We start from the raw sequence: 21,704 nt of genomic DNA, 5'->3' as shown, positions 1-21,704 counted from the left end.
GGGTGTGCCAAAATCGGCGTCACGGGTGACCCCCGTAACCTCAGCCGGATCATGTGCGCTGCACGAAGCGCCGATGTCGCTGAGGCATGCAGCCTGCGATCGCGTTTCGAGAGCTGCACTTCTACTGACAATGTCGACAAAGGGGTCACTGTGGCAGCGGAGATCATCCCGACGGACAGCATGGCGACGGACGAACTCGATCCGGTCTTCGCTCTGCACCGCGGCGGGAAAATGGAAGTTCGTTCGACCGTTCCGGTGCGCAACCGGGACGACCTCTCCCTCGCGTACACGCCCGGCGTGGCCCGGGTGTGCACGGCCATCGCGGAGAGCCCGGAACTGGTCCACGACTACACGTGGGTGGCCAACACGGTCGCGGTGATCACCGACGGCACCGCGGTGCTCGGCCTGGGCGACATCGGCCCCGCCGCGTCGCTGCCGGTGATGGAGGGCAAGGCGATCCTGTTCAAGGAGTTCGCCGGCATCGACGCCGTGCCGCTCGCGCTCTCGTGCACCGACGTGGACGAGCTGGTGGACACCATCGCCCGGCTCGCCCCCTCCTTCGGCGGCATCAACCTGGAGGACATCAGCGCCCCGCGCTGCTTCGAGGTGGAGCGCCGGCTCCAGGAGCGGCTGGACATCCCGGTCTTCCACGACGACCAGCACGGCACCGCGATCGTCGCGCTGGCCGCGCTGCGCAACGCGGCGACGGTGACCGGACGCCGGCTCGGCGACCTGCGCGCGGTCATCTCCGGCGCGGGCGCGGCGGGCATCGCGATCGCCAAGATCCTGATCGAGGCGGGCATCGGCGACCTGTGCGTGGTGGACAGCCGCGGCATCGTGCACGAGGGCCGGGACGACCTCACGCCGATCAAGCGGATGATCGCCGAGCTGACCAACCGGGCCAAGCTCAAGGGCGGCATCGAGAACGCCATGAACGGCGCCGACGTCTTCCTCGGGGTGTCCGCGGGCAAGGTGCCCGAGGAGGTCGTGGCGACCATGGCGCCCGAGGCGATCATCTTCGCGATGGCCAACCCGAACCCGGAGATCGACCCGGACCTGGCGCACAAGTACGCGGCCGTGGTGGCCACCGGGCGCAGCGACTATCCGAACCAGATCAACAACGTGCTCGCCTTCCCGGGCGTGTTCGCCGGTGCCCTGTCGGTGCGCGCCAAGCGCATCACCGAGGGGATGAAGGTGGCCGCCGCCGAGGCGCTGGCCGCAGTCGTCGCCGACGAGCTCGCGCCGGACAAGGTGATCCCCTCGCCGTTCGACGAGCGGGTGGCGCCGGCGGTGACCAAGGCCGTGGCCGAGGCCGCGCGCCGCGACGGCGTCGCACGTATCTGAGCCGCGGCCCGTGGATCGGTGATCGTCCGACGGCTCCTCGCCGACCGTCCGATGATCGACACGCATCCGCGGCGACCCGTGGACGTGTGCGGCCCGCCCGAGCGGGCGGGCCGCACACGTCGTCAGTAGGGTGCCTCCCATGTTTGCCGTGACCGCCGTGAGCATCGACGCCCAGGACCCGCTGACCGGCCTTCGGCTCGGGGAACGCCCCGAACCGGGGCAGGACGGCGGGCTGCCACCCGGGTGGACGACCGTGACCGTCAAGGCCGCGTCGCTCAACCACCACGACCTGTGGACCCTCAAGGGTGTGGGCATCACCTCGGAGCGGCTGCCGATGATCCTGGGCTGCGACGCGGCCGGGATCGACGAGGACGGCAACGAGGTCGTCGTGCACTCGGTGATCGGCGGCCTGGGCACCGACGAGCCCCGGTCGATCCTGACCGAGCGCTACGACGGCACCTTCGCGGAGAAGGTCGCGGTACCGCGCTGGAACCTGTTGCCCAAGCCCGCCGAGTTGTCCTTCGAGCAAGCCTGCTGCCTGCCCACCGCGTGGCTGACCGCGTACCGGATGTTGTTCACCAACTCGGGCGTGCGGCCCGGCGGCACGGTGCTCGTGCAGGGAGCCGGCGGCGGGGTGTCCACCGCGCTGGTGGTGCTCGGCAAGGCGGCCGGCTACCGGATCTGGGTGACCAGCCGGGACGAGGCCAAGCGGGCCCGCGCGCTCGAACTCGGCGCCGACGCGGCCTTCGCGTCCGGGGCCCGGCTGCCCGAGCGGGTCGACGCGGTGATGGAGACGGTCGGCGCGGCCACCTGGTCGCACTCGGTCAAGAGCCTTCGGCCCGGCGGCACGCTGGTGATCTCCGGTGCCACCTCGGGCGACCGGCCGCAGGCCGCCGAACTCACCAGGATCTTCTTCCACGAACTGCGCGTGGTCGGCTCCACGATGGGCGACAAGGACGAACTCGCGGGTCTGCTGCGGTTGTGCGCGCACGGCGGGGTGCGGCCGGTGATCGACACCGTGTTGCCGCTGACCGAGGCGCGCGAGGGGTTCCGTCGGTTGGCCGAGGGCGATCTGTTCGGCAAGATCGTCCTCACCGCTTGATCGACACACGCCGGTCCGGGCTTGCCCGGGTCGTCTGGGAAGGACCGCCGGATGCCGTTGTCCCGTCGCCGCCTGCTCGCCCTCGGGGCCGGTACGGGGGTGGTCGCGGCTTCCGGTGGCCTGCTCGCCGCGTGCTCCGGCAACGAGCTGCGCACGGGCGGCACGCTCGTGGTGGGCCTGCCGCGATTGCCCGAGGTGCTCAACCCCGTGCACTCGACGGCCGAGTCGGCGCGGTGGATCGCCGACCCCGTGGTCGAGGCGCTGTACACCTACCGGGACGACACCACGATCGGGCCGGTGTTGGCCGGGGCGGATCCGCTGATCGCGCCGGACGGGTTGAGCTGGACCATCCGGCTGCGCGCGGGGGTGCGCTTTCACGGCGGCGATCCGTTCACCGCCGAGCATGTGGTGGACTGCCTGCGCCGGGTCGGCGATCCGGCGACGGCCGGGGACTGGGCGCCGTGGCTGGCGGGTCGGTTCGGCGTGATCCAGGCACTGGACGCGCAGACGGTACGGATCGAGCTGCCCAGGCCGTTCGGGGCGTTGCGGGCCTTCCTGGCCTGCCTGCCGATTCCGCATCGGGCGACGCTGGGTGATCCTCGGGCGTTGGTGGGTACCGGGCCGTTCCGGCTCGTGAGTGCGGCCGGGGCAGTGGTCTCGCTGCGCCGGGATCCCGAGCATCACGGCAAGGCCGCGCCGCTGGAGGGCATCGATTTCCGGGTCTCGGCCGACGGGGTGGCCGATCTGAAGGCGGATCGTGTCCGGGTGTACCCGCGGCCGACGCCGGAGCAGGTGCGGCGGTTGCGCAAGGGCGACGGCACGTACGTGCAGGCCGCGAGCGGGCCGGCGGACCTGGTGGTGTTGCCGAATCTGCGCCGGCCGCCGTTCGACAACGTCGCGGTGCGGCGGGCGTTGGCCTTCGGGATGGACCGGACCCGGGTGTCGCAGGAGGTCTACCGGGGGGACGCGGTGATCGGGCAGGGGCCGCTGGGGCCGGGCAACGAGGGGTGGGACCCGGAGTACACCCCCTACGGCCGCGGGGTTTCGCCGACCGCGTCCCCCAAGCCGAGTCCGAGTGCGACCGCGGGGCCGACGGTGGAGCCGGAGCGGGTCACCGCGATGTTCGGCGAGGCGCCGGTGGCGGGGTCGCCGGGGGTGCGGTTCACGCTGCTTGCGGTGGTCGGGGATGCTGCGGAAGTGCCGGATGTGGCGCGGGTGTTGGCCGAGGGGTGGAACCGGGTCGGGTTCACCGTGGTGGTCGAGAAGGTGGACTCGGCGACGTGGGCTGCGCGGCGGCGGACCGGGGACTTCGATGTGGCGCTCGTGGATCTGCGGGGGTCGGGGTATGCGGTCGGGCGGACGGGCTTTGCGGTGTTGTCGGCGGCGGTGTCGACGAGTGTGGACAGCACGGGGTACGTGAATCCGGAGCTGGACCGGTTGGTCGAGCAGGCTCGGGGGATGGCGGATACGGCTCGGCGGGCGACACTCACGCGGGTCGCGGGGGAGATCGTGGCTCGCGATGCGGTGGTGTTGCCGCCGGTGTATCCGATGGGTGTGGTGGGGCGGAGTGGGCGGGTCGAGTCGGTGCCGGTTCGGCAGCTTGCGGTTGGTCGCGTGGCGTTGGCGAAGCTGCACCTTCGGGGTTAGGGGTTTTGGCCTCATGTGCCGGCCGGGCTGGTTCGCCTCAAGCGCCGGCGGGGCTGATGTGGCCTCAAGCGCCGGCCGGGCTGGTTCGCCTCAAACGCCGGCGGGGCTGAGTGGCCTCAAGCGCCGGCGGGGCTGGGTGGCCTCAAGCGCCGGCCGGGCTGGTTCGCCTCAAACGCCGGCGGGGCTGAGTGGCCTCAAGCGCCGGCGGGGCTGGGTGGCCTCAAGTGTCGGCTGGGATGACGTGGCTTTGTGGGGCGGTTCGGGTGGGCCCGGGGGCCGGCCGGGCCGAGGTTGGGTGGGGGCTCGGGCCGGCCGGGTGGGGTGGTCAGGTGGGTGGGGGGGTTTCGGTGAAGAGGGCTCGGAGGTCGTTGATTGCGGTTGTCACGATGTCGCGGGCCTGGGTGAGTTGGTCGGGGGTGATGCCGGCTCGGTGGGCCAGGGGGGCCAGTTCGGTGCGGAGGGTGTCGAGGATGGTGTCGAGGTCGAAGGAGTCGGCGGTGTGGTCGGTTTCCTTGGACCAGGCGTCGGCGGCTCGGTCGCGGGCCGTGGTGGGCTCGGGGTCCGCGGTGCCGAAGCGGCGGCGTAGTTCGCGTTCCAGGTCGTGCAGGCCGGGCTTGCCGGCCAGGTCGACCAGGTTGTGTGCCAGGCCCTCGGCGAGGTCGGCCATCTTCTGCGAGAAGATCGGTTCCCAGCCGGTCGATTTCGTGCGTCGTGCGGATTCCGAGGGCTTCTCGCGCTCTCGGGGGGCCTTGCGTACCTCGCGGGCGGCACCGGCCAGTTCCTCGCGCAAACTCTGGGCGGAGGTGCGCACCTCGTCGCGGATTTCCCGGGCCCGCTCGTAGACCGATTCGCGGATCTGCGCCTCCAACTGGGCCAACTCCTCCTGGCGCTCCGCCAGTTCGGCCCGCCCGGCGGCGGTGATCCGGTAGACCTTTCGGCCGCCCTCGACGTCGTGCTCGACCAGGCCCTCCTGTTCGAGCTTGGCCAGGCGCGGGTAGACCGTGCCCGCGGAGGGGGCGTACAGGCCCAGGAAGCGGTCGTGCAGCAGCCGGATGACCTCGTAGCCGTGTCGGGGGCTCTCGTCGAGCAGCTTGAGCAGGTACAGCCGCAGGCGGCCGTGACCGAAGACCGGGGTCATGCGATCACCTTTCCCTCCGGGGCACGACGCAGCAGCGTCACGTCGCCCGATATCGAGTTGATTCGGAGCCGTCCCGAGCCCTCGCCGAGCTTGCCGCTCACGTGCCGGGCGCCGAACTTGGCGTTCGTGGTCAGCTCGTCGAACGCCGAGTCGACCGAGCCGGCCGCGCTGCGTACGTCCACGTGCATGTCGCCCTGGTGCGGCAGCCGTACCGTCAGTTCGCCGGACACGGTACTCAGCTGCACGTGGCTGCGGCCGACCGCGTCCAGGTCCAGGGTCATCGGGCCGGAGACCGAGTTGGCCCGGACCCGGCCGCCGGTGCCCTCGATCACGGTGAGCGAACCGGCCACGGTGACCACGCCGAGGTCGCCGGCCATCGACTCGGCGTCCACCGAGCCGGAGACGGTGTTCGCGTCGACCGTGCCGGTCAGCCCGACCAGGGTCACGTCGCCGCCGATGCTGCGCACCGTGGTGTCGCCGTGCATGCCGGAGACGGTCGCGTGCGCGGACACCACGCCGATCTCCACCGTGCAGTCCCACGGCACCGCCAACGAGACCTCGGCGTGCCGTTTGCCGAGTGCCCGTCCGTCCGCCACGAGTCCCTTGAGGTCGGACCGCCGCCGGGCGCTCTGGAACCAGTCCATCAGGTGCTTGCCGGTCAGGTCCGGGTAGGTCAGGACCAGTTCGCCGCTCACCTCGTCGTGGGTCACCTGGAGCGGCGGACCCTCCACGGCGTGCACCTCCAGGCGCGGCGGCCCGTCGGTGCCCACCACGTCGACCAGTCCGCCGATCGTGCGCACGCGGAGCACGCGGACGGTGTCGAGCGTAAGGTCCTGCGGTGCCTCGATCATCCATTGGGACATGGACCCTCCCCTTCGGGTCGGAGTGCCGAACGCGATATATCGCGAAGCTCTGTCACTCACGATATATCGCGTCTGCCGAACGTCAAGGGAACCATCGGGTCTGGTTTCGACGTTTCTCGAAGCCGAGGGACTTCGCTCACCGCGCGTCGTGCCCGCGACGCGCGTGCGCGCGCGAGCGGGGCACGCCGGCCGACGGCACCATCACCGGGGGCACCACGCATGCCATTCACGCTCAGCCACATCGCCGCGGTGCTGCCGCTGCAGGGCGCCACCCGTACCGGCACCACGGCCGGGGACGGGGCGGGCCGACACGGCCCGTTGATCGCCTCCGCGCTGGCCTTCGGCGCGATGGCACCGGACGTGATCCTGTTCGTGCCCCTGCACTTCCTGCCGATACGCGCCGACCGGCAGGCCACCCACGAGCTCTGGCCGGGCGTGCTGGGCCTGAACGTCGTGCTCACCGTGCTGCTCGTGCTGGGCTTCCACCTGCTCGCCAGACCGCTGCTGGTGCTGGTCCCGGACCGGATCCGGGGCGCGCTGGAGGAGCCGCTGCGCCCCCGCCTGCCGGGCCGGTTGTACGCCGCCGCGCGGGCTCGCCGGCCGTTCCTGCGGGAAACCCTCGCGGTCTGCGGGTGGTTCGTGGTCTCGGCGGTCCTGGGCGGCCTCACGCACATCGGCTGGGACGCCTGGACGCATCGCAACGACCCCGGGGTCGCGCACGTACTGCCCGAGCTGCGCCGGGAGTTCTTCGGCCTGCGGCCGGGCTTCGTATTGCTCCAGCACATCAGCACGGCGGTCGGGCTGACCGTGAGCGCGGTGTGGACGTGGCGCTGGATCGGCCGGCTGCCGGTGCGGCCGATCACCGGCCTGCGGATGCCCGTCGCGGGGCGCTGGACGGTACTGGGCGCCCTCGTGCTGGTCGGCGTGCTCGGCGCGGCCCGGGCGCTGTTGCCGTTCCCGGACGGGCGGGTGCCGACCTTCGAGGTACTCGGCTTCGGCGCGGCGACCGGGTTCGGCCGGGGCCTGGCGGTCGGACTGGTGTTGTACGGGGTGTGCTGGGCCCTGTGGCACACCCGCAACTCCCGCGGCACCGGACGCGCCACCGACGCCTGAACCCGGCCCCGGGCCCGCGACGTTCGGCGCGGCCGGCTACTCGCCGTCCTACTCGTCGTCCTCGTCGTCGTCCAGCCGGGCGAGCCAGGTGGCGAGACGTTCGACGGGGGTCTCGAACTCGGGGTTCAGGTCCACGAACGTGCGCAACTGCTCGGCGAGCCAGGCCAGGGACACCTCCTCCTCGCCGCGTCGCTTCTCCAGCTCCTCGATGCCACGGTCCGTGAAGTACATGCTCTCCGACTCCGATGGGTGGGGGTGCGGGGCACCCGGGACGACGACACGACCGCGCCCCGGCCGCATCGTACGCGGACCGGGGCGCGGTCGGTGATCAGCGAAAGCGGATCAGCTCATCGCTTCCTCGACCAGGCCCTGCTGCTCGGCCTCGTGCCGCTTGGCCGAACCGACCGCGGGCGAGGAGGACGACGGGCGGGCGATCCGGCGCGGGGCCGGCAGGCCGTACTCGACCAGGTTGAGCGCGATGAACGGCCACGCGCCCTGGTTGGTCGGCTCCTCCTGGGCCCAGACCAGCTCCAGGTCCTTGCCGTAGCGGTCCAGACCGTACCGCTCCAGCTCGGCCTTGAGCTCGGCCACGGGCAGCGGGTAGAGCCGCTCCACGCGCACCAGGGCGACGTCGTCGCGGCCCGACTTGGCCCGTCCGGCGGCCAGGTCGTAGTGGAACTTGCCGGAGGACATGACCACCCGCTTGACCTTGCTCGGGTCCACCGTGGTGTCCCCGATCACCGGCCGGAACTGCCCGCTGGTGAACTCCTCGATCTTCGACGCGGCGGCCTTCAGCCGCAGCATCGACTTCGGGGTGAACACCACGAGCGGCTTGTGGTGCGGGTTGAGCGCCTGCCAGCGCAACAGGTGGAAGTAGTTGCTCGGCAGGGTCGGCGCGGCCACCGTCATGTTGTTCTGCGCGCACATCTGCAGGTAACGCTCGATGCGTGCGGACGAGTGGTCCGGGCCCTGGCCCTCGTAGCCGTGCGGAAGCAGCAGGACCACACCGGAGTGCTGGTGCCACTTCTGCTCGGCGGAGGAGATGAACTCGTCCATGATCGACTGCGCGCCGTTGGCGAAGTCGCCGAACTGCGCCTCCCACAACACCAGCGACTGCGGCCGGGCCAGCGAGTAGCCGTATTCGAAGCCCATCGCGGCGAACTCGCTGAGCAGCGAGTCGTAGACGGTGAACTTGGCCTGGTCGTCGGACAGGTGCGCGAGCGGGGTGTGCTCGGCGCCGGAGGTGCGGTCGACCAGGACCGAGTGCCGCTGGCCGAAGGTGCCGCGGCGGCTGTCCTGACCGGCGAGCCGCACCGGGCGACCCTCCATCAGGAGCGAACCGAACGCGAGCGTCTCGCCCATCGCCCAGTCGATCGTGCCGTCCTCGACCATCGCCGCCCGGCGCTGCAACTGCGGCTGCAGGCGCGGGTGTACGGCGAAGTCCTCGGGCAGCGAGACCTGCGACTCGACGATCCGCTTCACCGTCTCGTGCGCGATGCCGGTCGGGTCGATCCGCGGGAAGGCGATGTCCGCCGCGGGGGCGGCCGGGGCCGCCTGCGGGGCCTGCGGGGCGGTGGCCTGGCGGACCTCGGAGAAGACCTTCTCCAACTGGTCCTGGTAGTCCTTCAGCGCCTGCTCGGCCTCTTCGACGGTGATGTCGCCACGGCCGATCAGAGCCTCGGTGTAGAGCTTGCGCACCGAGCGCTTCTTGTCGATCAGGTCGTACATCAGCGGCTGGGTGAAGGACGGGTTGTCGGCCTCGTTGTGACCCCGGCGCCGGTAGCAGATGAGGTCGATCACCACGTCCTTGTGGAACGTCTGGCGGTATTCGAACGCGAGTTGCGCGATGCGCACGCACTGCTCGGGGTCGTCGCCGTTGACGTGGAAGATCGGCGCCTCGATCATCCGCGCGACGTCGGTCGCGTAGATGGACGAGCGGGACGCGGCCGGGGAGGCGGTGAAGCCCACCTGGTTGTTGATCACGACGTGGATCGTGCCGCCGGTGCGGTAGCCGCGCAGCTGCGACATGTTGAGCGTCTCGGCGACCACGCCCTGGCCCGCGAACGCGGCGTCGCCGTGCAGCAGCAGGGGCAGCACCGGGAAGTCGGCGCCCTCCATGTCGATGATGTCCTGCTTGGCGCGCACGACGCCTTCCAGGACCGGGTCGACCGCCTCCAGGTGCGAGGGGTTCGCCACCAGGGAGACCTTGACCTGCGCGCCGTCCTCGGAGGCGAAGGTGCCCTCGGCGCCGAGGTGGTACTTCACGTCGCCCGAGCCGTGCATCGACTTCGGGTCGATGTTGCCCTCGAACTCGCGGAAGACCTGCGCGTAGGACTTGCCGACGATGTTGGTCAGCACGTTCAACCGGCCGCGGTGCGCCATGCCGATCGCGACCTCGTCGAGACCGTCCTCGGCGGCGGCCGAGATGATCGCGTCGAGCAGCGGGATGGTGGTCTCGCCGCCTTCCAGCGAGAAGCGCTTCTGGCCGACGTACTTGGTGGCCAGGAAGGTCTCGAACGCCTCGGCCGCGTTCAGCCGGCGCAGGATGCGGAGCTGGTCCTCGCGGTCCGGCTTGGCGTGCGGCACCTCCACCCGCTCCTGGATCCAGCGGCGCTGGTCCGGGTCCTGGATGTGCATGTACTCGATGCCGACGGTGCGGCAGTAGGTGTCCCGCAGCACGCCGAGCACGTCGCGCAGGGTCATCAGCGCCTGGCCGGCGAAGCCGCCGACGGCGAACTCGCGCTCCAGGTCCCACAGCGTCAGCCCGTGCTCGACCACGTCGAGGTCCGGGTGCCGGCGCTGCTTGTACTCCAGCGGGTCGGTGTCGGCCATCAGGTGACCGCGGACGCGGTAGGAGTGGATCAGCTCCTGCACACGTGCCGTCTTGTTGACGTCGTCCTCGTGTGTCGCGGAGATGTCCTGCACCCAGCGCACGGGCTCGTACGGGATGCGCAGCGAACGGAAGATCTCCTCGAAGAAGCAGTCTTCGCCGAGCAGTAGCTGGTTCATCCGGCGCAGGAACTCGCCCGACTGCGCGCCCTGGATGATGCGATGGTCGTACGTGCTGGTCAGCGTGAGTGTCTTGCTGACCGCGAGGCGGGACAGGGTGTCCGCGGACGCCCCCGCGAACTCCGCCGGGTAGTCCATCGCGCCCACGCCGACGATCGTGCCCTGGCCGGGCATCAGCCGCGGCACCGAGTGCACGGTGCCGATGCCGCCCGGGTTGGTCAGCGAGATCGTCACTCCGGCGAAGTCGTCCACCGTGAGCTTGTTCGAGCGGGCCCGCCGAACGATGTCCTCGTACGCCTGCCAGAAGGCGAAGAAGTCCATCTCGTCGGCCTTCTTGATGGCCGCCACCACGAGCTGGCGGTCACCGTTGGCCTTGGTCAGGTCGATCGCCAGGCCGAGGTTGACGTTCGCGGGCTTGACCAGGAACGGCTTGCCCTCGCGCTCCTCGTAGGCGTGGTTCATCGACGGCATCGACTTGGCCGCCTGGACGAGCGCGTAGCCGATGAGGTGGGTGAACGAGACCTTGCCACCGCGCGCGCGCTTGAGGTGGTTGTTGATCACGATCCGGTTGTCGATCAGCAGCTTGGCCGGCACGGCCCGCACGCTGGTCGCGGTGGGGATGGCGAGCGACGAGTCCATGTTGATCGCGACACGTGCCGCCGGGCCCTTGAGCTGGACGGCCTCGGGGGACGCGGCGGGCTGCTTCTTCGCGGGCGCGGCGGGGGCCTTGGCGGCCGGTGCCTGCGCGGGCGTCGGAGTCGGTGCGACCTTCGCGGGCGAGACCTGGGCCGGAGCCGGGGTGCCGGCCGGGATGGGAGTCGGCGAAGGGGCCGCGTCCTGTACACCGGTCGTCATTATCGGGTGGCTCGGGGCCGGGCTCGGAGTCGTCGTCCCCGTCGCGGTCGACGACACTGCCGCCGTCACGGGGGGTTGCGCCGTACTCGGCGCGGGGATGCTTCCGGAGTTGTTCGTGGTACTGCTCACTGGTGTGGGGCCGCTCGGGCTTGCCACGGTGGCTTGACCGGCGGGCGTCGACGGTGTCGACGGCTCGCTGGGCTTGTAATCGGCGAAGAAGTCCCACCAAGCACGATCCACCGAGTTGGGATCTTGCAAATATTGCTGGTAAATCTCGTCGACGAGCCACTCGTTGGGGCCGAAGCTGGCCATCGGGTTGCTAGGGGACTGTGACGACACGGCGGCAACCGCCCTCTTCCGCTTCCTGGGGTGGTGGACAGCGGGAAACAAGGCTACGCCCTTTGACCTGTGTCGCGCAGGCCCCTCGGCCTTCGCGTCGCGTAGATCACAAACGGTTGACCGTTTAGTCGCGTTTGTTGCTTCCCGCCGTATTGGTGGTCACGGAACGTCATGTCGGGATCGTCCCGTGCAGTAAGTGACCGATCACCCGATTACGTCGGGTCACCGGGCAGGAGCACTCGGATACGGCACCCATGGCTCGATTCGGCTACGGAAATATCACCCCCATGCAGATCCACGGCCCAGCGGGCGATCGCGAGGCCCAGTCCGGTTCCCCCGTCGGTGGACGAACTCTCGCCGCCCCGGGTGAATCGTTCGAAGACCCGACCGCGCTCGCCGTACGGGATCCCGGGCCCCTCGTCCTGGACTTCCAGGCGCAGACTGCCCGGGCCCTCGTCGCGTCGTGCGTGCAGACTCACGGTGCCACCGAAGGGGCTGTGCCGGCAGGCGTTGGCCACCAGATTGGTAACAACCTGATGCAGCCGCTCGGGGTCGGCCAGCGCGGTCAGCTCGGCCGGTTGCACGTCGACCCGGAACCTGACGTCGCTGCTCAGCGCCTCGGTCTCCTCGGTGAGCGCGGTCAGGAACGGGCGCACCGCGAACTCGCGTGCCTGGAGCGGAACGGCCCCCGAATCCAGCCGGGAAAGGTCGAGAAGTTGTGACACGAGTCGGCCCAGTCGCGCGGTCTGGTTGAGCGCCCGTCCCAGTGTGTCGGGGTCGGGTTCCTGAACGCCGTCCACCAGGTTTTCCAACACCGCGTGCAGTGCCGAGATCGGGGTGCGCAGTTCGTGCGAGACGTTGGCGACCAGTTCGCGGCGATGTCGGTCCACCGCCTCCAGATCGGCGGCCATCCGGTTGAACGCGCCGGCGAGGCGACCCACCTCGTCGCGCGAGGTGGCGCGCACCCGGCGCGAGTAGTCGCCGCGGGCCATCGCCTGCGCGGCGGTGGTCATCTCGCGCAGCGGCGAGGTCATCCCGTGCGCGAGCACCAGGGTCACCGCCAGGCAGGCCAGCGAGGTGAACACGAGCATGTACCGGAACCGGACCTCGGCCCGCAGCCCCAGGATGATCAGCAGCGTCGAGACGAACACGGACGCGATCACGAGCACGCCGAGCTTGGCCTTGATCGAGCGCAGCCGATCGAGCGGACGCAGATTGCCGCGGCTCAGCCGCAGGCGTCGCAGCCGCGCGGGGCGGGGGTCGGCGGACTTCAGGACGGTGCCTCCAACGCGTAACCCACGCCGTGCACGGTCCTGATCCACTCGGCGCCGAGCTTGCGCCGCAGCGCCTTGACGTGGCTGTCCACGGTGCGGGTGCCGGAGGCGTCGACCCAGTCCCACACCTCGGCGAGCAACTGCTCGCGCGAGAGCACGGCGCGCGGGCGCGACGCGAGGCAGACCAGCAGGTCGAACTCGGTCGGGGTCAGGTGCACCTCGTCCACGCCGAGTCGGACCCGGCGCTGGGTGCGGTCGATCCGCAACCGGCCCAGGTGCAGCGCGGCCTCGGGGGAGACGGCGCGGGCGGCCGCCTCGGCGCGCTCCATCCGGCGCAGCAGTACGTGCACGCGGGCCACCAGCTCGCGCATCGAGAACGGCTTGGTCATGTAGTCGTCGGCGCCCACGGCCAGGCCGACCAGCAGATCGGTCTCGTCGTCGCGTGCCGTCAGCATGATCACCGGCAGGCCCGGATGCAGTGCCTGCAGCCGCCGACACACCTCCAGGCCGTCCAGACCGGGCAACATCACGTCGAGCACGACCAGGTCGGGTCGGGTGGTCGCGGCCGTGGTCAGTGCCGCGGGGCCGTCCGGCGCGATGATCGCGCCGAAGCCCTCCGCCCGCAGCCGGGCGGCCACCGCGTCGGCGATCATGGGCTCGTCCTCGACCACGAGTACGAGCCGCTTTTCCCCCGTCGGGTCGGTCATACCCGCAGCCTACGTATCGTCGGCGAGCCGTGTGCGCGACTTGGTGAGGCTCCTTCGAACCGGGGAGGCGCCTACGACGTCCAGAGGAGAGGGACGGGACCCGGGTACCCCATGGGAGCCGGCCCCGATTGGTACTTCAGGGGGAGGATCCGTCTAACCTGATCCGTCTACCCTGGCTGAAGCGTTGCCGCCGTACACCGCATCCCGTGCTCCGGGGTGCGCGGTGCGGGGAGTGGTCCACGACCCGGGTGGCGAGCGATCCGATCGCAGCGGCCGACCGACGGCACGACCGATTCAACCGACAGCATGGGGGCGTGGTGCGGCGCAACGTCACGGAGGATCCCTCCCACGAGGTCGATCGGCGCGAGCAGGCGCCGTCGGCCGCGCAGGCGGCTTCGGTGACGGGGGCCGGCGAGCCGGCCGGGCGGGTGGCGACCGAACCGGATCCGGCCGAGGCCAAGGCCCGCCGGATGCGCGTCTTCAAGGACGCGGCCCGCGAGTTGCTCCTGGTCGCGCTGTTGTTCGGGGTGTACAAGCTCGGCCGCGGCCTGGCCTCGGGCGAGACCTCCACCGCGTTCTCCAACGCCAAGCAACTGCTGACCATGCAGCAGGACCTGCGGCTGCCGGACGAGGCGGCCATCCAGGACTGGTTCATGCAGTCGCACGCGGCCGTGACGTTCTGCAACAAGTACTACGCCTACGTGCACTTCCCGGCCACCGTCGGGTTCCTGCTGTGGTTGTGGATCCGCCATCGCGAGCACTACAAGTGGGTCCGCAACATCCTGGCGATGATGACCGGCGCCGCGTTGGTCATCCACATCCTGGTTCCGCTGGCGCCGCCGCGGAAGATGCCGGGCTTCACCGACACGGGCATGGACGCGGGCGACTCGCCGTACTCCGGCGCGGGCGCCAAGATCGCGAACCAGTTCGCCGCGATGCCGTCGTTGCACGTGGGCTGGGCGGTGGTGGTCGCGCTCGGGGTCGCCTCGGTGTGGCACGCGGCCGGCACCGGTCGGCGGGTGGCCAGTTGGGCGGTCTGGCTGCATCCGGCGATCACCCTGATGGTGGTCGTGGTGACCGCGAACCACTACTGGATGGACGCCGTGGTCGCGGTGTTGCTGATGATCTTCGCGCTGGCGGTGTTGCCCGGCCCCGATCGGGACCTCCAGCGGGGATTGATCCGGGCGATCCCGGCGCCGCGGATAGCGCGCTAGCGGGGCTCCGCGCGCGATCGGTGCGGGCCGGCGACCCGGTTCGAGCGCTCGTTTCACATCGTTTCCCGACGTTCTCGCCGTGTTCCGTCTGCGCCGAATGATCGGGGTCGAATTCCCGGCGCTCGGGCCGGGCATGATCCACGAATGCCCGTCTCCTTCCCCTCCGGGGGCATTCGCGCCAGGACGCCGGCCGGCCGGTGGGTGTTGTCGGCCACCGTGCTCGGCTCCGGCATGGCCATGCTCGACTCGACCGTCGTCAACGTCGCGCTGCCCAGCATCGGGCGCTCGTTCGACACCTCGCTCGCGGCCTTGCAGTGGACCGTCAACGCGTACACCCTCACGCTGGCCGGACTGATCCTGCTCGGCGGCGCGCTCGGGGACCGGTACGGGCGGCGCCGGGTGTTCGTGATCGGCGTGGCCTGGTTCGCGGTGGCCTCGCTGCTGTGCGGGATCGCGCCCAACGTGCAGACGCTGATCGCGGCCCGCGCCCTCCAGGGCATCGGCGGCGCGCTGCTCACCCCCGGCTCGTTGGCGATCATCCAGGCCACGTTCCACCCCGACGACCGGGCTCGCGCGGTGGGCACCTGGTCCGGACTGGGCGGCGTGGCGAGCGCGATCGGACCGTTCCTGGGCGGCTGGCTCGTGGACGCGGTGAGCTGGCGCTGGGTCTTCCTGATCAACCTGCCGCTCGCTGCGGTGACCATCGTGGTCGCGCTGCGCACCGTCCCGGAGACCTTCGACCCGCAACCTCGGGGCCGCTTCGACGTGAACGGCGCGGCGTTGGCCGCGTTGTCGCTCGCCGGCGTGACCTGGGCCCTGGTGGAGGCGCAGACCAGCCCGGGGCCGGCCGTGATCGCGGGCGCGGCCGGGGTGGCGGCGGGGGTGGCGTTCGTGTTCGTGGAGAAGCGCACGCGCGAACCGATGTTGCCGCTGGACATCTTCCGGGTCCGGCTGTTCACCTCGGTCAACATCGTGACGCTGTTCGTCTACGGCGCCTTGGGCGCGTTCATGTTCCTGCTGGTGCTGGAACTCCAGATCGTGTCGGGCTACTCGGCGCAGGAGGCCGGTCTGGCGCTGCTTCCGGTCACCATGGTGATGCTGCTGCTCTCGGCCCGATCGGGTGACCTGGCCCGGCGGATCGGCCCGCGCCCGCAACTGACGGTGGGCCCCCTGGTGTGCGCGGGCGGGTTGTTGATGCTGCTGCGGGTCGGCTCGCACGCGCACTATGCGACCGACGTGCTGCCCGGTGTGCTGATCTTCGGGCTGGGCCTGGCGGTCCTGGTGGCGCCGCTGACGGCGACCGTGCTGGCGTCGGTGGACGTGACCCGGGCGGGCATCGCCAGCGGCGTCAACAACGCGGCGGCCCGGGCGGCGGGGCTGCTCACCGTCGCCGGGCTCCCGGCGCTGGTCGGCCTGTCGGGCGACGGCTACCGGGACCCGGGCGTGGTGGACACGGGCTTCGACCGCACGCTGTGGATCTGTGCGGGACTGCTGGTCGCGGGCTCCGCGGTGGCCTGGTTCACCATCTCGGCCAAGGTCCTGACGCCGAGCGAGACCGGGGCCGAATGTACGCGGCCGTGCGTGCGGATGGGGTGCGATGTGGCGGGGCCGCCGTTGGACCCGGGGCACGAGGGGGCGGGGGCCGAGGGGCGGGCCGGGGCGGGTGGGTCGTAGCGTGGCCCGGGGATGTGGGTCGGTGTGGGAAAGGGCGGCGCTATGCACGACACCGGGGTCGAGGGGCTCGTGGTCGAGGTCGAGGGCGCGGTGGCGACGCTGCGCATCGATCGGCCGCAGGCCCGCGGCGCGCTGACCGCCGCGATGTGGGCGGCGCTGCCGGGAATCCTGGCGGCGCTGGAGGCCGACCACGAGGTGAGCGTGCTGGTGCTGACCGGGACCGGCGGGGTGTTCTCGGCGGGGGCCGACATCCGCGAGTTGCGGGGGCACTACGCGAGCGCCGAGGCGGCGGACGCCTATCACGCGCTGAACTCGGCCGCGGAACGCGCGTTGGCGACCTTCGCGAAGCCGACGATCGCCTTCGTGCAGGGGCCGTGCGTGGGCGGGGGCTGCCAGTTGGCGGCGGCGTGCGACCTGCGCTTCGCCGACACGACGGCCCGCTTCGGGGTGACCCCGGCCAAGCTCGGCATCGTCTACGACGCGGACTCCACCACGCGGTTGGCCCGACTGGTGGGTGTGTCGACGGCCAAATACCTCTTGTTCTCGGCCGAACTGATCGACGCGGCCCACGCGTTGCGGGTCGGCCTGGTGGACGACGTGTTCGACCCGACCGAGGCCGCCGACCGGGCCTACGGCTTCGCCCGCACGATCGCGTCCCGCTCCCAACTCACCGTCCGCGCCGCCAAGGACCTCCTCGCGACGGACCCCACCCCCGACCGCCTCACCACGTGGCGCGCCGACTGGGAAGCCGAATCCCGCGGCTCCGCCGACGTCCGCGAGGGCCTCACCGCCTTCACGGAACGCCGGGCCCCGCAGTTCGCGTGGCCACACCCCCCGAAGGGCTCCGGCTGACGTCGCGACCCGGTCACCACCCGTCGGGCGGCATACCGGGCAGGCGCGAACGACGTCGAGTACGGCTCCCCAAGGCCCGGCAGCATGAAGTGGCCCCGGCACAAAGGGCCTTGAGGCGACTCTCCGAAGCCGAGTACCGCGGCACGCGATGACCGTGCCCACGATGCCAGGCAGCGGTCACGGCGAACGCCGACGCGGGCGAACCCGCCGAGCAGCACGACACGAAGGCCGCCCGCCGAAGGGCACTCTCCAAGGGCCACCCGCCGACGCCCGTCCACCCAACCGACACCGGCGGCTCTGCGAACACCCCGATCCCGCAAGCCACGGCATGCCGGTGCGGATCGGATCGCCGGACGGACCGAGCGCCGGGCTTTCCCCGCCCCCGACCGCCGCTGCCCTCCGGCGCGTCAGCGCCCACGACCTCGGCCCACCCAGGTGATCGACGCGCGCAGCGCGGAGAGCGGCGGAGCCGCAAAAAAGACTTCGTGGCCCGCAGCGAAGCGAAGGGACACGAAGTCACGAGCGAGGGGCCACTTTTTCGCGGAGGAGCGTCAGCGACGGAGCAAAAAAGTGGTGCCTCGCGAGCCGGCGCCGAAGGCGCCCAACAAGCGGGACGACGCGGGCCCGCCCCGGCCGGGCCCGCCTCGTCTCGAAGTGTTCGCCACGCTCCCTGGCGAACACTTGCAATCTTGGCCCCTCAACCGGCTACTCATGCGTATCCGGAGTGAAGTTCTTGAGAATTTTACTTTTCTGCGCACAACCATCGAGGTATTTGTCCCTATATTCGGGGTTCGTTCCGGGCGGAACCTCACTCCTCCAGCGTGTCCCGGGCAATGTCTGCCAAACCGGTTACCAGCGACCCGATTCGCGCTCGACGCGCACCCGACGCATTCGTGCCGCGACGCAGCGCACCCGCGCAGACGATCGCCAGCTTGATCACCGCGAAGGCTTCCCAGAACGGGATATGACGGATACTCAGCTCGATGGCCGGGCCCTGCTCGGCGGTGGCCGCGCGGTATTGGGCGACCAGTTCGCGGGCCGTGGGCAACCCCGGGTTGGCGTCCGGCAGATGTCCACCGCGCTCGGCGAACAACAGCCGGCCCGCCGGTCCCCAGTACGCGAGCAACTGGCCCAGATCCGCTTCGGGCGGGCCGAGCGTGGCCATCTCCCAGTCGAGCACCGCGAGCACCCGTTCGGGGCGGGCCCGTTCGTACATCACGTTCGCCAGGTTGTAGTCGCCGTGCACGATCCGTTCCGGACCCGCCGGCGGCGTCAGTGCGGCCAGCGCGGCCAGCACCTCGTCGACCGCGGGTGCCGGATCCGCGCCGGAGGTCGTCCACTGCCGTTGCCAGCGGCGCAACTGGCGTACCGGATAGGGCTCCGGCCGGGCGTACTCGGCCAGCCCCACCGCGACCGGATCCACCGCGTGCAGCACGGCCAGGGTCCGGGCCAGCGCACACCCGATCGCCCCGGCGGTGTGTGCGGGCAACTCCCGTACCGTCTCGGCGCGGGCGTGTACGACCCCGTCCAGTCGATTCATCAGATAGAACGGCGTACCGATCACCGTCGGGTCCGAACACAGCGCGACCATCGGCGCCACCGGTACCGCGCCGTCCGCCAACGCGGCCTGGAACCGGTATTCGCGGTCCATGTCGTGCGCGGTGGGCAGTCCGCCGCGCGCGGGCGGCGTGCGCAGCACCAGATCGGCACCGCCGCCCCGGACCCGATACGTGGGATTGGACGAGCCGCCGGTCAGCGGCTCCACCACCACCTCGACCCCGGGCGCCAGCACACCGCGACCCACCGACCACGCGGTGAACGCCCGCAGTTCCGCCGACCCCGGCGTCGCCACCCCGGCCGTCACGGCAGATCCAGCCAGGTCGCGTAGCGCTGCTCCGCGACCGCCCGCCGGGTCGGGATGTGCTCGCTGGGCCAACCCTCCACCGCGCTGTGGCCGCGCAGCGCGAGCTTGGCGACCTGCGCGACGTGCACCTCGTCCGCCCCGTCGGACAACCGGAAGTTGCGGGCGAGGCGGTACATCTCCTCCAGCGGCAGGTCGGTCGAGTAGCCCAGCGCGCCGTGCACCTGGATCGCCCGGTCCACCACGTCGTGCAACACCTGCGCACCCCAGTACTTGACCTCGGAGACCGCCTGCCGGGCCGCCTTCGGGCCCTCGTGGTCCCAGGTCCACGCGGCCTTGAGGGTCATCAGGCGCAGCGCCTCGATCTCGATCGTGGACTTGGTCACCATCTGCTGCACGAGTTGGTGCTCGGCCAACAACCGGCCGTGCGAGTGCCGGGACAGGGCCCGTTCGCAGAGCATGTCGAAGGCCCGTCGGCACTGGCCGATCCAGCGCATCGTGTGGTGGATCCGGCCGCCGTTGAGCCGCTTCTGGGCGAGTGTGAACGCGTCGCCGGGCGCGCCGATCAGGTGGGCGTGGGGCACCCGGCAGCCCTCGAACCGGATCTCCGCGTGGCCGCCCAGGTTGCGGGTCGCGGGGCCGTCGTAGGGGTGGTGCATGGTGTGCACGTCGCGCACGATCCGCATCCCCGGGGTGTCCCGTTCGACCACGAACATCGAGGCCCGGCGGTGTGGTTCGGCATCGGGGTCGGTGACCGCGAAGACCAGCACGAAGTCCGCGCGGCGCGCGTTGGAGGCGAACCACTTGTGCCCGTCGAGCACCCACTCGTCACCGTCGCGCACCGCCCGGGTCCGGATGCCGGTCGGATCGGAGCCGGCGGTATGCGGCTCGGTCAGCGAGAACGAACTGGTCAGCCGGCCTGCCAGGAGCGGCCACAACCAGCGCTCCTTCTGGGCGTCGGTCGCGCCCACCGCGAGCAGTTCGCCGTTGCCCGAGTCCGGCGCCTGGTTGCCGAAGATCGCGGGCGCGGAGGGGGATCGGCCGAGGATCTCGTGCATCAGGGCCAGCCGTACCTGGCCGAAGCCGCCGCCGCCCAACGCCGGATCCAGGTGTGCGGCCCATAGGCCGCGGTCCTTGACCGCCTGCTTGAGCGGTTCGGTGACGGCCCGCCAGTTCTCCGGGCTCATTCGGGTGCGGACCAGGTCGAGCGGTTCGATCTCGTCGACCACGAGCCGACGGATCCAGTCGAGTTCGGCCGCGACGTCCGGATCGGTGCTGAATTCCCATGCCATGGCCGGACGTTAATCCGGATAGTTAACAAGGTCAATCATCTTGTCGGCGGGCAGTGACTTCCGCCCGGCCGATCCGCTGCGACCGCGGGCCGGTCCGAGCCGACCCGTCGTCACTCCTCGTCGAGCGGCCCGCGCAGATCCGCGACCAAGCGTTGCATGCGGTCGGCCAGGTCGGTGAGTTCCTCGGCCGTCCAGTCGGCCAACTGCCGGGCCAGCATCGCGTCGTTGGCCGCGACGAACAGCCGGTACGCCTCGCGCCCGTGCTCGGTGGCCTCCAGCAGCGCCACCCGGCCGTCGTCGGGGGCGGTGACCCGGACCGTGTAGCCGCCCTCCTCCAGGATCCGGATCTGCCGACTCAGCGCGGCCGGTTGGATGTCGGCGCGCTCGGCCAGCTCGGTCGGTCGGATCGGGCCGAAGTCGATGATGCGATGCAGCACGCCGATCGCGACCAGGCTGAGCGGCACACCGGAGCGCTCCACGTGCAGGGCGTCCAGCCGGCGGCTGCTCATCAGTCTGCGGATCGAGCTGATCGCCTCGTTGATCCTGCGTCGGCTCTCCACGTCGGTCATGGGCGTCAGCGTACGGCCGCGCGACGCGGCACCGACACGCGCCCGATACACCGGTCGAACCCGGGCCGCCGGCCGCACGTTCGAGCCAATCGTTCGCGCACCCCTGTCCCGATCGGGCCCTTGTCCCCAACACTGATCTTCGTGCATGCCGAGGTGGTCGTCGTCGACCCGCGAAACGATTCCGCAGAGCGCGCGTTCGCGCTCACCACGCCCGAGGCCGCCGTCGTGGTGGCCGCCGCGTCCACCGGGCCGGTGGGCGGGTGTGGGCACGGCATGGACTGGTTCCTGCGCCGGCTGGGCGTGCACCTGCTGGCCCGGTTGACCGATCGCCCGGATCGGGGCATCACCGCCTGCCTGGCGGACACCATCGCCGAGACCGCCGCGCTGCACGGGGCTCGTTGCGACCTCGCGCACGAGGCCACCCCGGCCGCGTCGGTGGTCGCGTGCCGGGTGCAGGCGCGCGAGCTGCAATACCTGGTGCTGGGGCCCGGCGTGGTGGAACTGCATCACAACGGCGGGCCGACCAGCCGGATGACCGGCCCCGACGGCCCGTTGGCGGCGGTCCGGGCCCGGCCGAGCATCGCCGCACACGCCGGCACCGGTACCGCGCGCCTGGACACCCTCACCGGCGCCTCGTTGACGGCCGACGCCACCGGGCGCCCGGGGGCCCGGATCACCCTGACCTTCCGGCCCGTCCCGGGCCCGTCCGGCCCGATCCCCGGCCGCCGCAGGCACGAGCGGCCCTGAAGCCGCCGCCCCGGGACCCGGGTGCCCTGACTCCCGGGTCCCGGGTGGCCGCAGCCCCGAGACCGGCGCGCCTCGGGGCCGTCACGCCGGACGGGTCAACACAC

Annotated in this window: 17 protein-coding genes; 8 read left to right on the top strand and 9 right to left on the bottom strand. The window is 71.2% G+C overall.

The features are described from left to right. The first annotated feature begins 180 nt into the window (after positions 1-180). The 3 genes from ACH4U8_RS04895 (at position 181) to ACH4U8_RS04885 (ending at position 4,093) form a co-directional block, all read left to right on the top strand. On the top strand, positions 181-1,344 hold the full coding sequence (locus ACH4U8_RS04895) for an NADP-dependent malic enzyme (protein WP_360319470.1): 1,164 nt from the start codon (positions 181-183) through the stop codon (positions 1,342-1,344). A gap of 139 nt (positions 1,345-1,483) precedes the next feature. After that, positions 1,484-2,446: a zinc-binding dehydrogenase gene (locus ACH4U8_RS04890; protein WP_379992793.1), complete on the top strand. Its 963-nt coding sequence runs from the start codon at positions 1,484-1,486 to the stop codon at positions 2,444-2,446. 51 nt (positions 2,447-2,497) lie between these two features. Next, positions 2,498-4,093 (top strand): ABC transporter substrate-binding protein, encoded by a 1,596-nt coding sequence (locus ACH4U8_RS04885; RefSeq protein ID WP_395775834.1) that lies wholly within the window; start codon positions 2,498-2,500, stop codon positions 4,091-4,093. A gap of 325 nt (positions 4,094-4,418) precedes the next feature. Here ACH4U8_RS04885 and ACH4U8_RS04880 read toward each other — a convergent pair whose 3' ends face one another. Both ACH4U8_RS04880 and ACH4U8_RS04875 read right to left on the bottom strand, forming a co-directional pair. Continuing rightward, the gene (locus tag ACH4U8_RS04880) at positions 4,419-5,231 is read right to left on the bottom strand and encodes a helix-turn-helix transcriptional regulator (RefSeq protein WP_395775833.1); all 813 of its coding nucleotides are present in this window, start codon (positions 5,229-5,231) and stop codon (positions 4,419-4,421) included. After that, complete coding sequence (locus ACH4U8_RS04875; protein WP_360319388.1) at positions 5,228-6,094, bottom strand: DUF4097 family beta strand repeat-containing protein; 867 nt, start codon at positions 6,092-6,094, stop codon at positions 5,228-5,230. Before ACH4U8_RS04875 ends, ACH4U8_RS04880 begins: the two co-directional genes overlap by 4 nt. 219 nt (positions 6,095-6,313) lie before the next feature. On the opposite strand from ACH4U8_RS04875, the gene ACH4U8_RS04870 reads away from it, so the two are divergent. Then, positions 6,314-7,207, top strand: a complete 894-nt coding sequence (locus tag ACH4U8_RS04870; protein WP_395775832.1) for a DUF4184 family protein — start codon at positions 6,314-6,316, stop codon at positions 7,205-7,207. Between the two features lie 48 nt (positions 7,208-7,255). Here ACH4U8_RS04870 and ACH4U8_RS04865 read toward each other — a convergent pair whose 3' ends face one another. From ACH4U8_RS04865 to ACH4U8_RS04850, 4 genes are all read right to left on the bottom strand, one after another. Then, positions 7,256-7,438, bottom strand: coding sequence for a DUF6104 family protein (locus ACH4U8_RS04865; RefSeq protein WP_020557400.1), 183 nt, complete (start codon positions 7,436-7,438; stop codon positions 7,256-7,258). A gap of 111 nt (positions 7,439-7,549) precedes the next feature. Continuing rightward, positions 7,550-11,383: a multifunctional oxoglutarate decarboxylase/oxoglutarate dehydrogenase thiamine pyrophosphate-binding subunit/dihydrolipoyllysine-residue succinyltransferase subunit gene (locus ACH4U8_RS04860; RefSeq protein ID WP_360319392.1), complete on the bottom strand. Its 3,834-nt coding sequence runs from the start codon at positions 11,381-11,383 to the stop codon at positions 7,550-7,552. 239 nt (positions 11,384-11,622) lie between these two features. After that, positions 11,623-12,732 carry an ATP-binding protein gene (locus tag ACH4U8_RS04855; RefSeq protein ID WP_379991945.1) on the bottom strand — a complete coding sequence of 370 codons (1,110 nt, stop codon included), beginning with the start codon at positions 12,730-12,732 and terminating at the stop codon, positions 11,623-11,625. Continuing rightward, a complete protein-coding gene (locus ACH4U8_RS04850; RefSeq protein ID WP_379991946.1) occupies positions 12,681-13,391 on the bottom strand; it encodes a response regulator transcription factor in 711 nt (236 codons plus the stop codon). Before ACH4U8_RS04850 ends, ACH4U8_RS04855 begins: the two co-directional genes overlap by 52 nt. Before the next feature lie 314 nt (positions 13,392-13,705). Here ACH4U8_RS04850 and ACH4U8_RS04845 point away from each other — a divergent pair, with 314 nt between their 5' ends. From ACH4U8_RS04845 to ACH4U8_RS04835, 3 genes are all read left to right on the top strand, one after another. Then, complete coding sequence (locus ACH4U8_RS04845; RefSeq protein WP_360319396.1) at positions 13,706-14,605, top strand: phosphatase PAP2 family protein; 900 nt, start codon at positions 13,706-13,708, stop codon at positions 14,603-14,605. A 144-nt stretch (positions 14,606-14,749) separates the two neighbouring features. Further along, a complete protein-coding gene (locus ACH4U8_RS04840) occupies positions 14,750-16,279 on the top strand; it encodes an MFS transporter (RefSeq protein ID WP_395775831.1) in 1,530 nt (509 codons plus the stop codon). 42 nt (positions 16,280-16,321) lie between these two features. Further along, positions 16,322-17,131 carry an enoyl-CoA hydratase/isomerase family protein gene (locus ACH4U8_RS04835; protein ID WP_395775830.1) on the top strand — a complete coding sequence of 270 codons (810 nt, stop codon included), beginning with the start codon at positions 16,322-16,324 and terminating at the stop codon, positions 17,129-17,131. 808 nt (positions 17,132-17,939) lie between these two features. On the opposite strand, the gene ACH4U8_RS04830 is transcribed toward ACH4U8_RS04835, so the two are convergent. From ACH4U8_RS04830 to ACH4U8_RS04820, 3 genes are all read right to left on the bottom strand, one after another. Further along, on the bottom strand, positions 17,940-18,995 hold the full coding sequence (locus ACH4U8_RS04830; protein ID WP_395775829.1) for a phosphotransferase family protein: 1,056 nt from the start codon (positions 18,993-18,995) through the stop codon (positions 17,940-17,942). Continuing rightward, positions 18,992-20,284: an acyl-CoA dehydrogenase family protein gene (locus ACH4U8_RS04825; RefSeq protein ID WP_360319404.1), complete on the bottom strand. Its 1,293-nt coding sequence runs from the start codon at positions 20,282-20,284 to the stop codon at positions 18,992-18,994. The genes ACH4U8_RS04830 and ACH4U8_RS04825 overlap by 4 nt, the downstream gene beginning before the upstream one ends. A gap of 110 nt (positions 20,285-20,394) precedes the next feature. Continuing rightward, positions 20,395-20,853, bottom strand: coding sequence for a MarR family transcriptional regulator (locus tag ACH4U8_RS04820; RefSeq protein ID WP_360319406.1), 459 nt, complete (start codon positions 20,851-20,853; stop codon positions 20,395-20,397). Positions 20,854-20,973: 120 nt separating this feature from the next. Here ACH4U8_RS04820 and ACH4U8_RS04815 point away from each other — a divergent pair, with 120 nt between their 5' ends. Beyond that, positions 20,974-21,600, top strand: coding sequence for a hypothetical protein (locus ACH4U8_RS04815; RefSeq protein ID WP_395775828.1), 627 nt, complete (start codon positions 20,974-20,976; stop codon positions 21,598-21,600). Positions 21,601-21,704: the final 104 nt, after the last annotated feature.

This window comes from Embleya sp. NPDC020886 (genome assembly GCF_044333915.1).
Lineage (GTDB): Bacteria > Actinomycetota > Actinomycetes > Streptomycetales > Streptomycetaceae > Embleya.
Note: the sequence above shows the minus strand (reverse complement) of the source record. Positions and strands in the feature narration are given on the sequence as shown.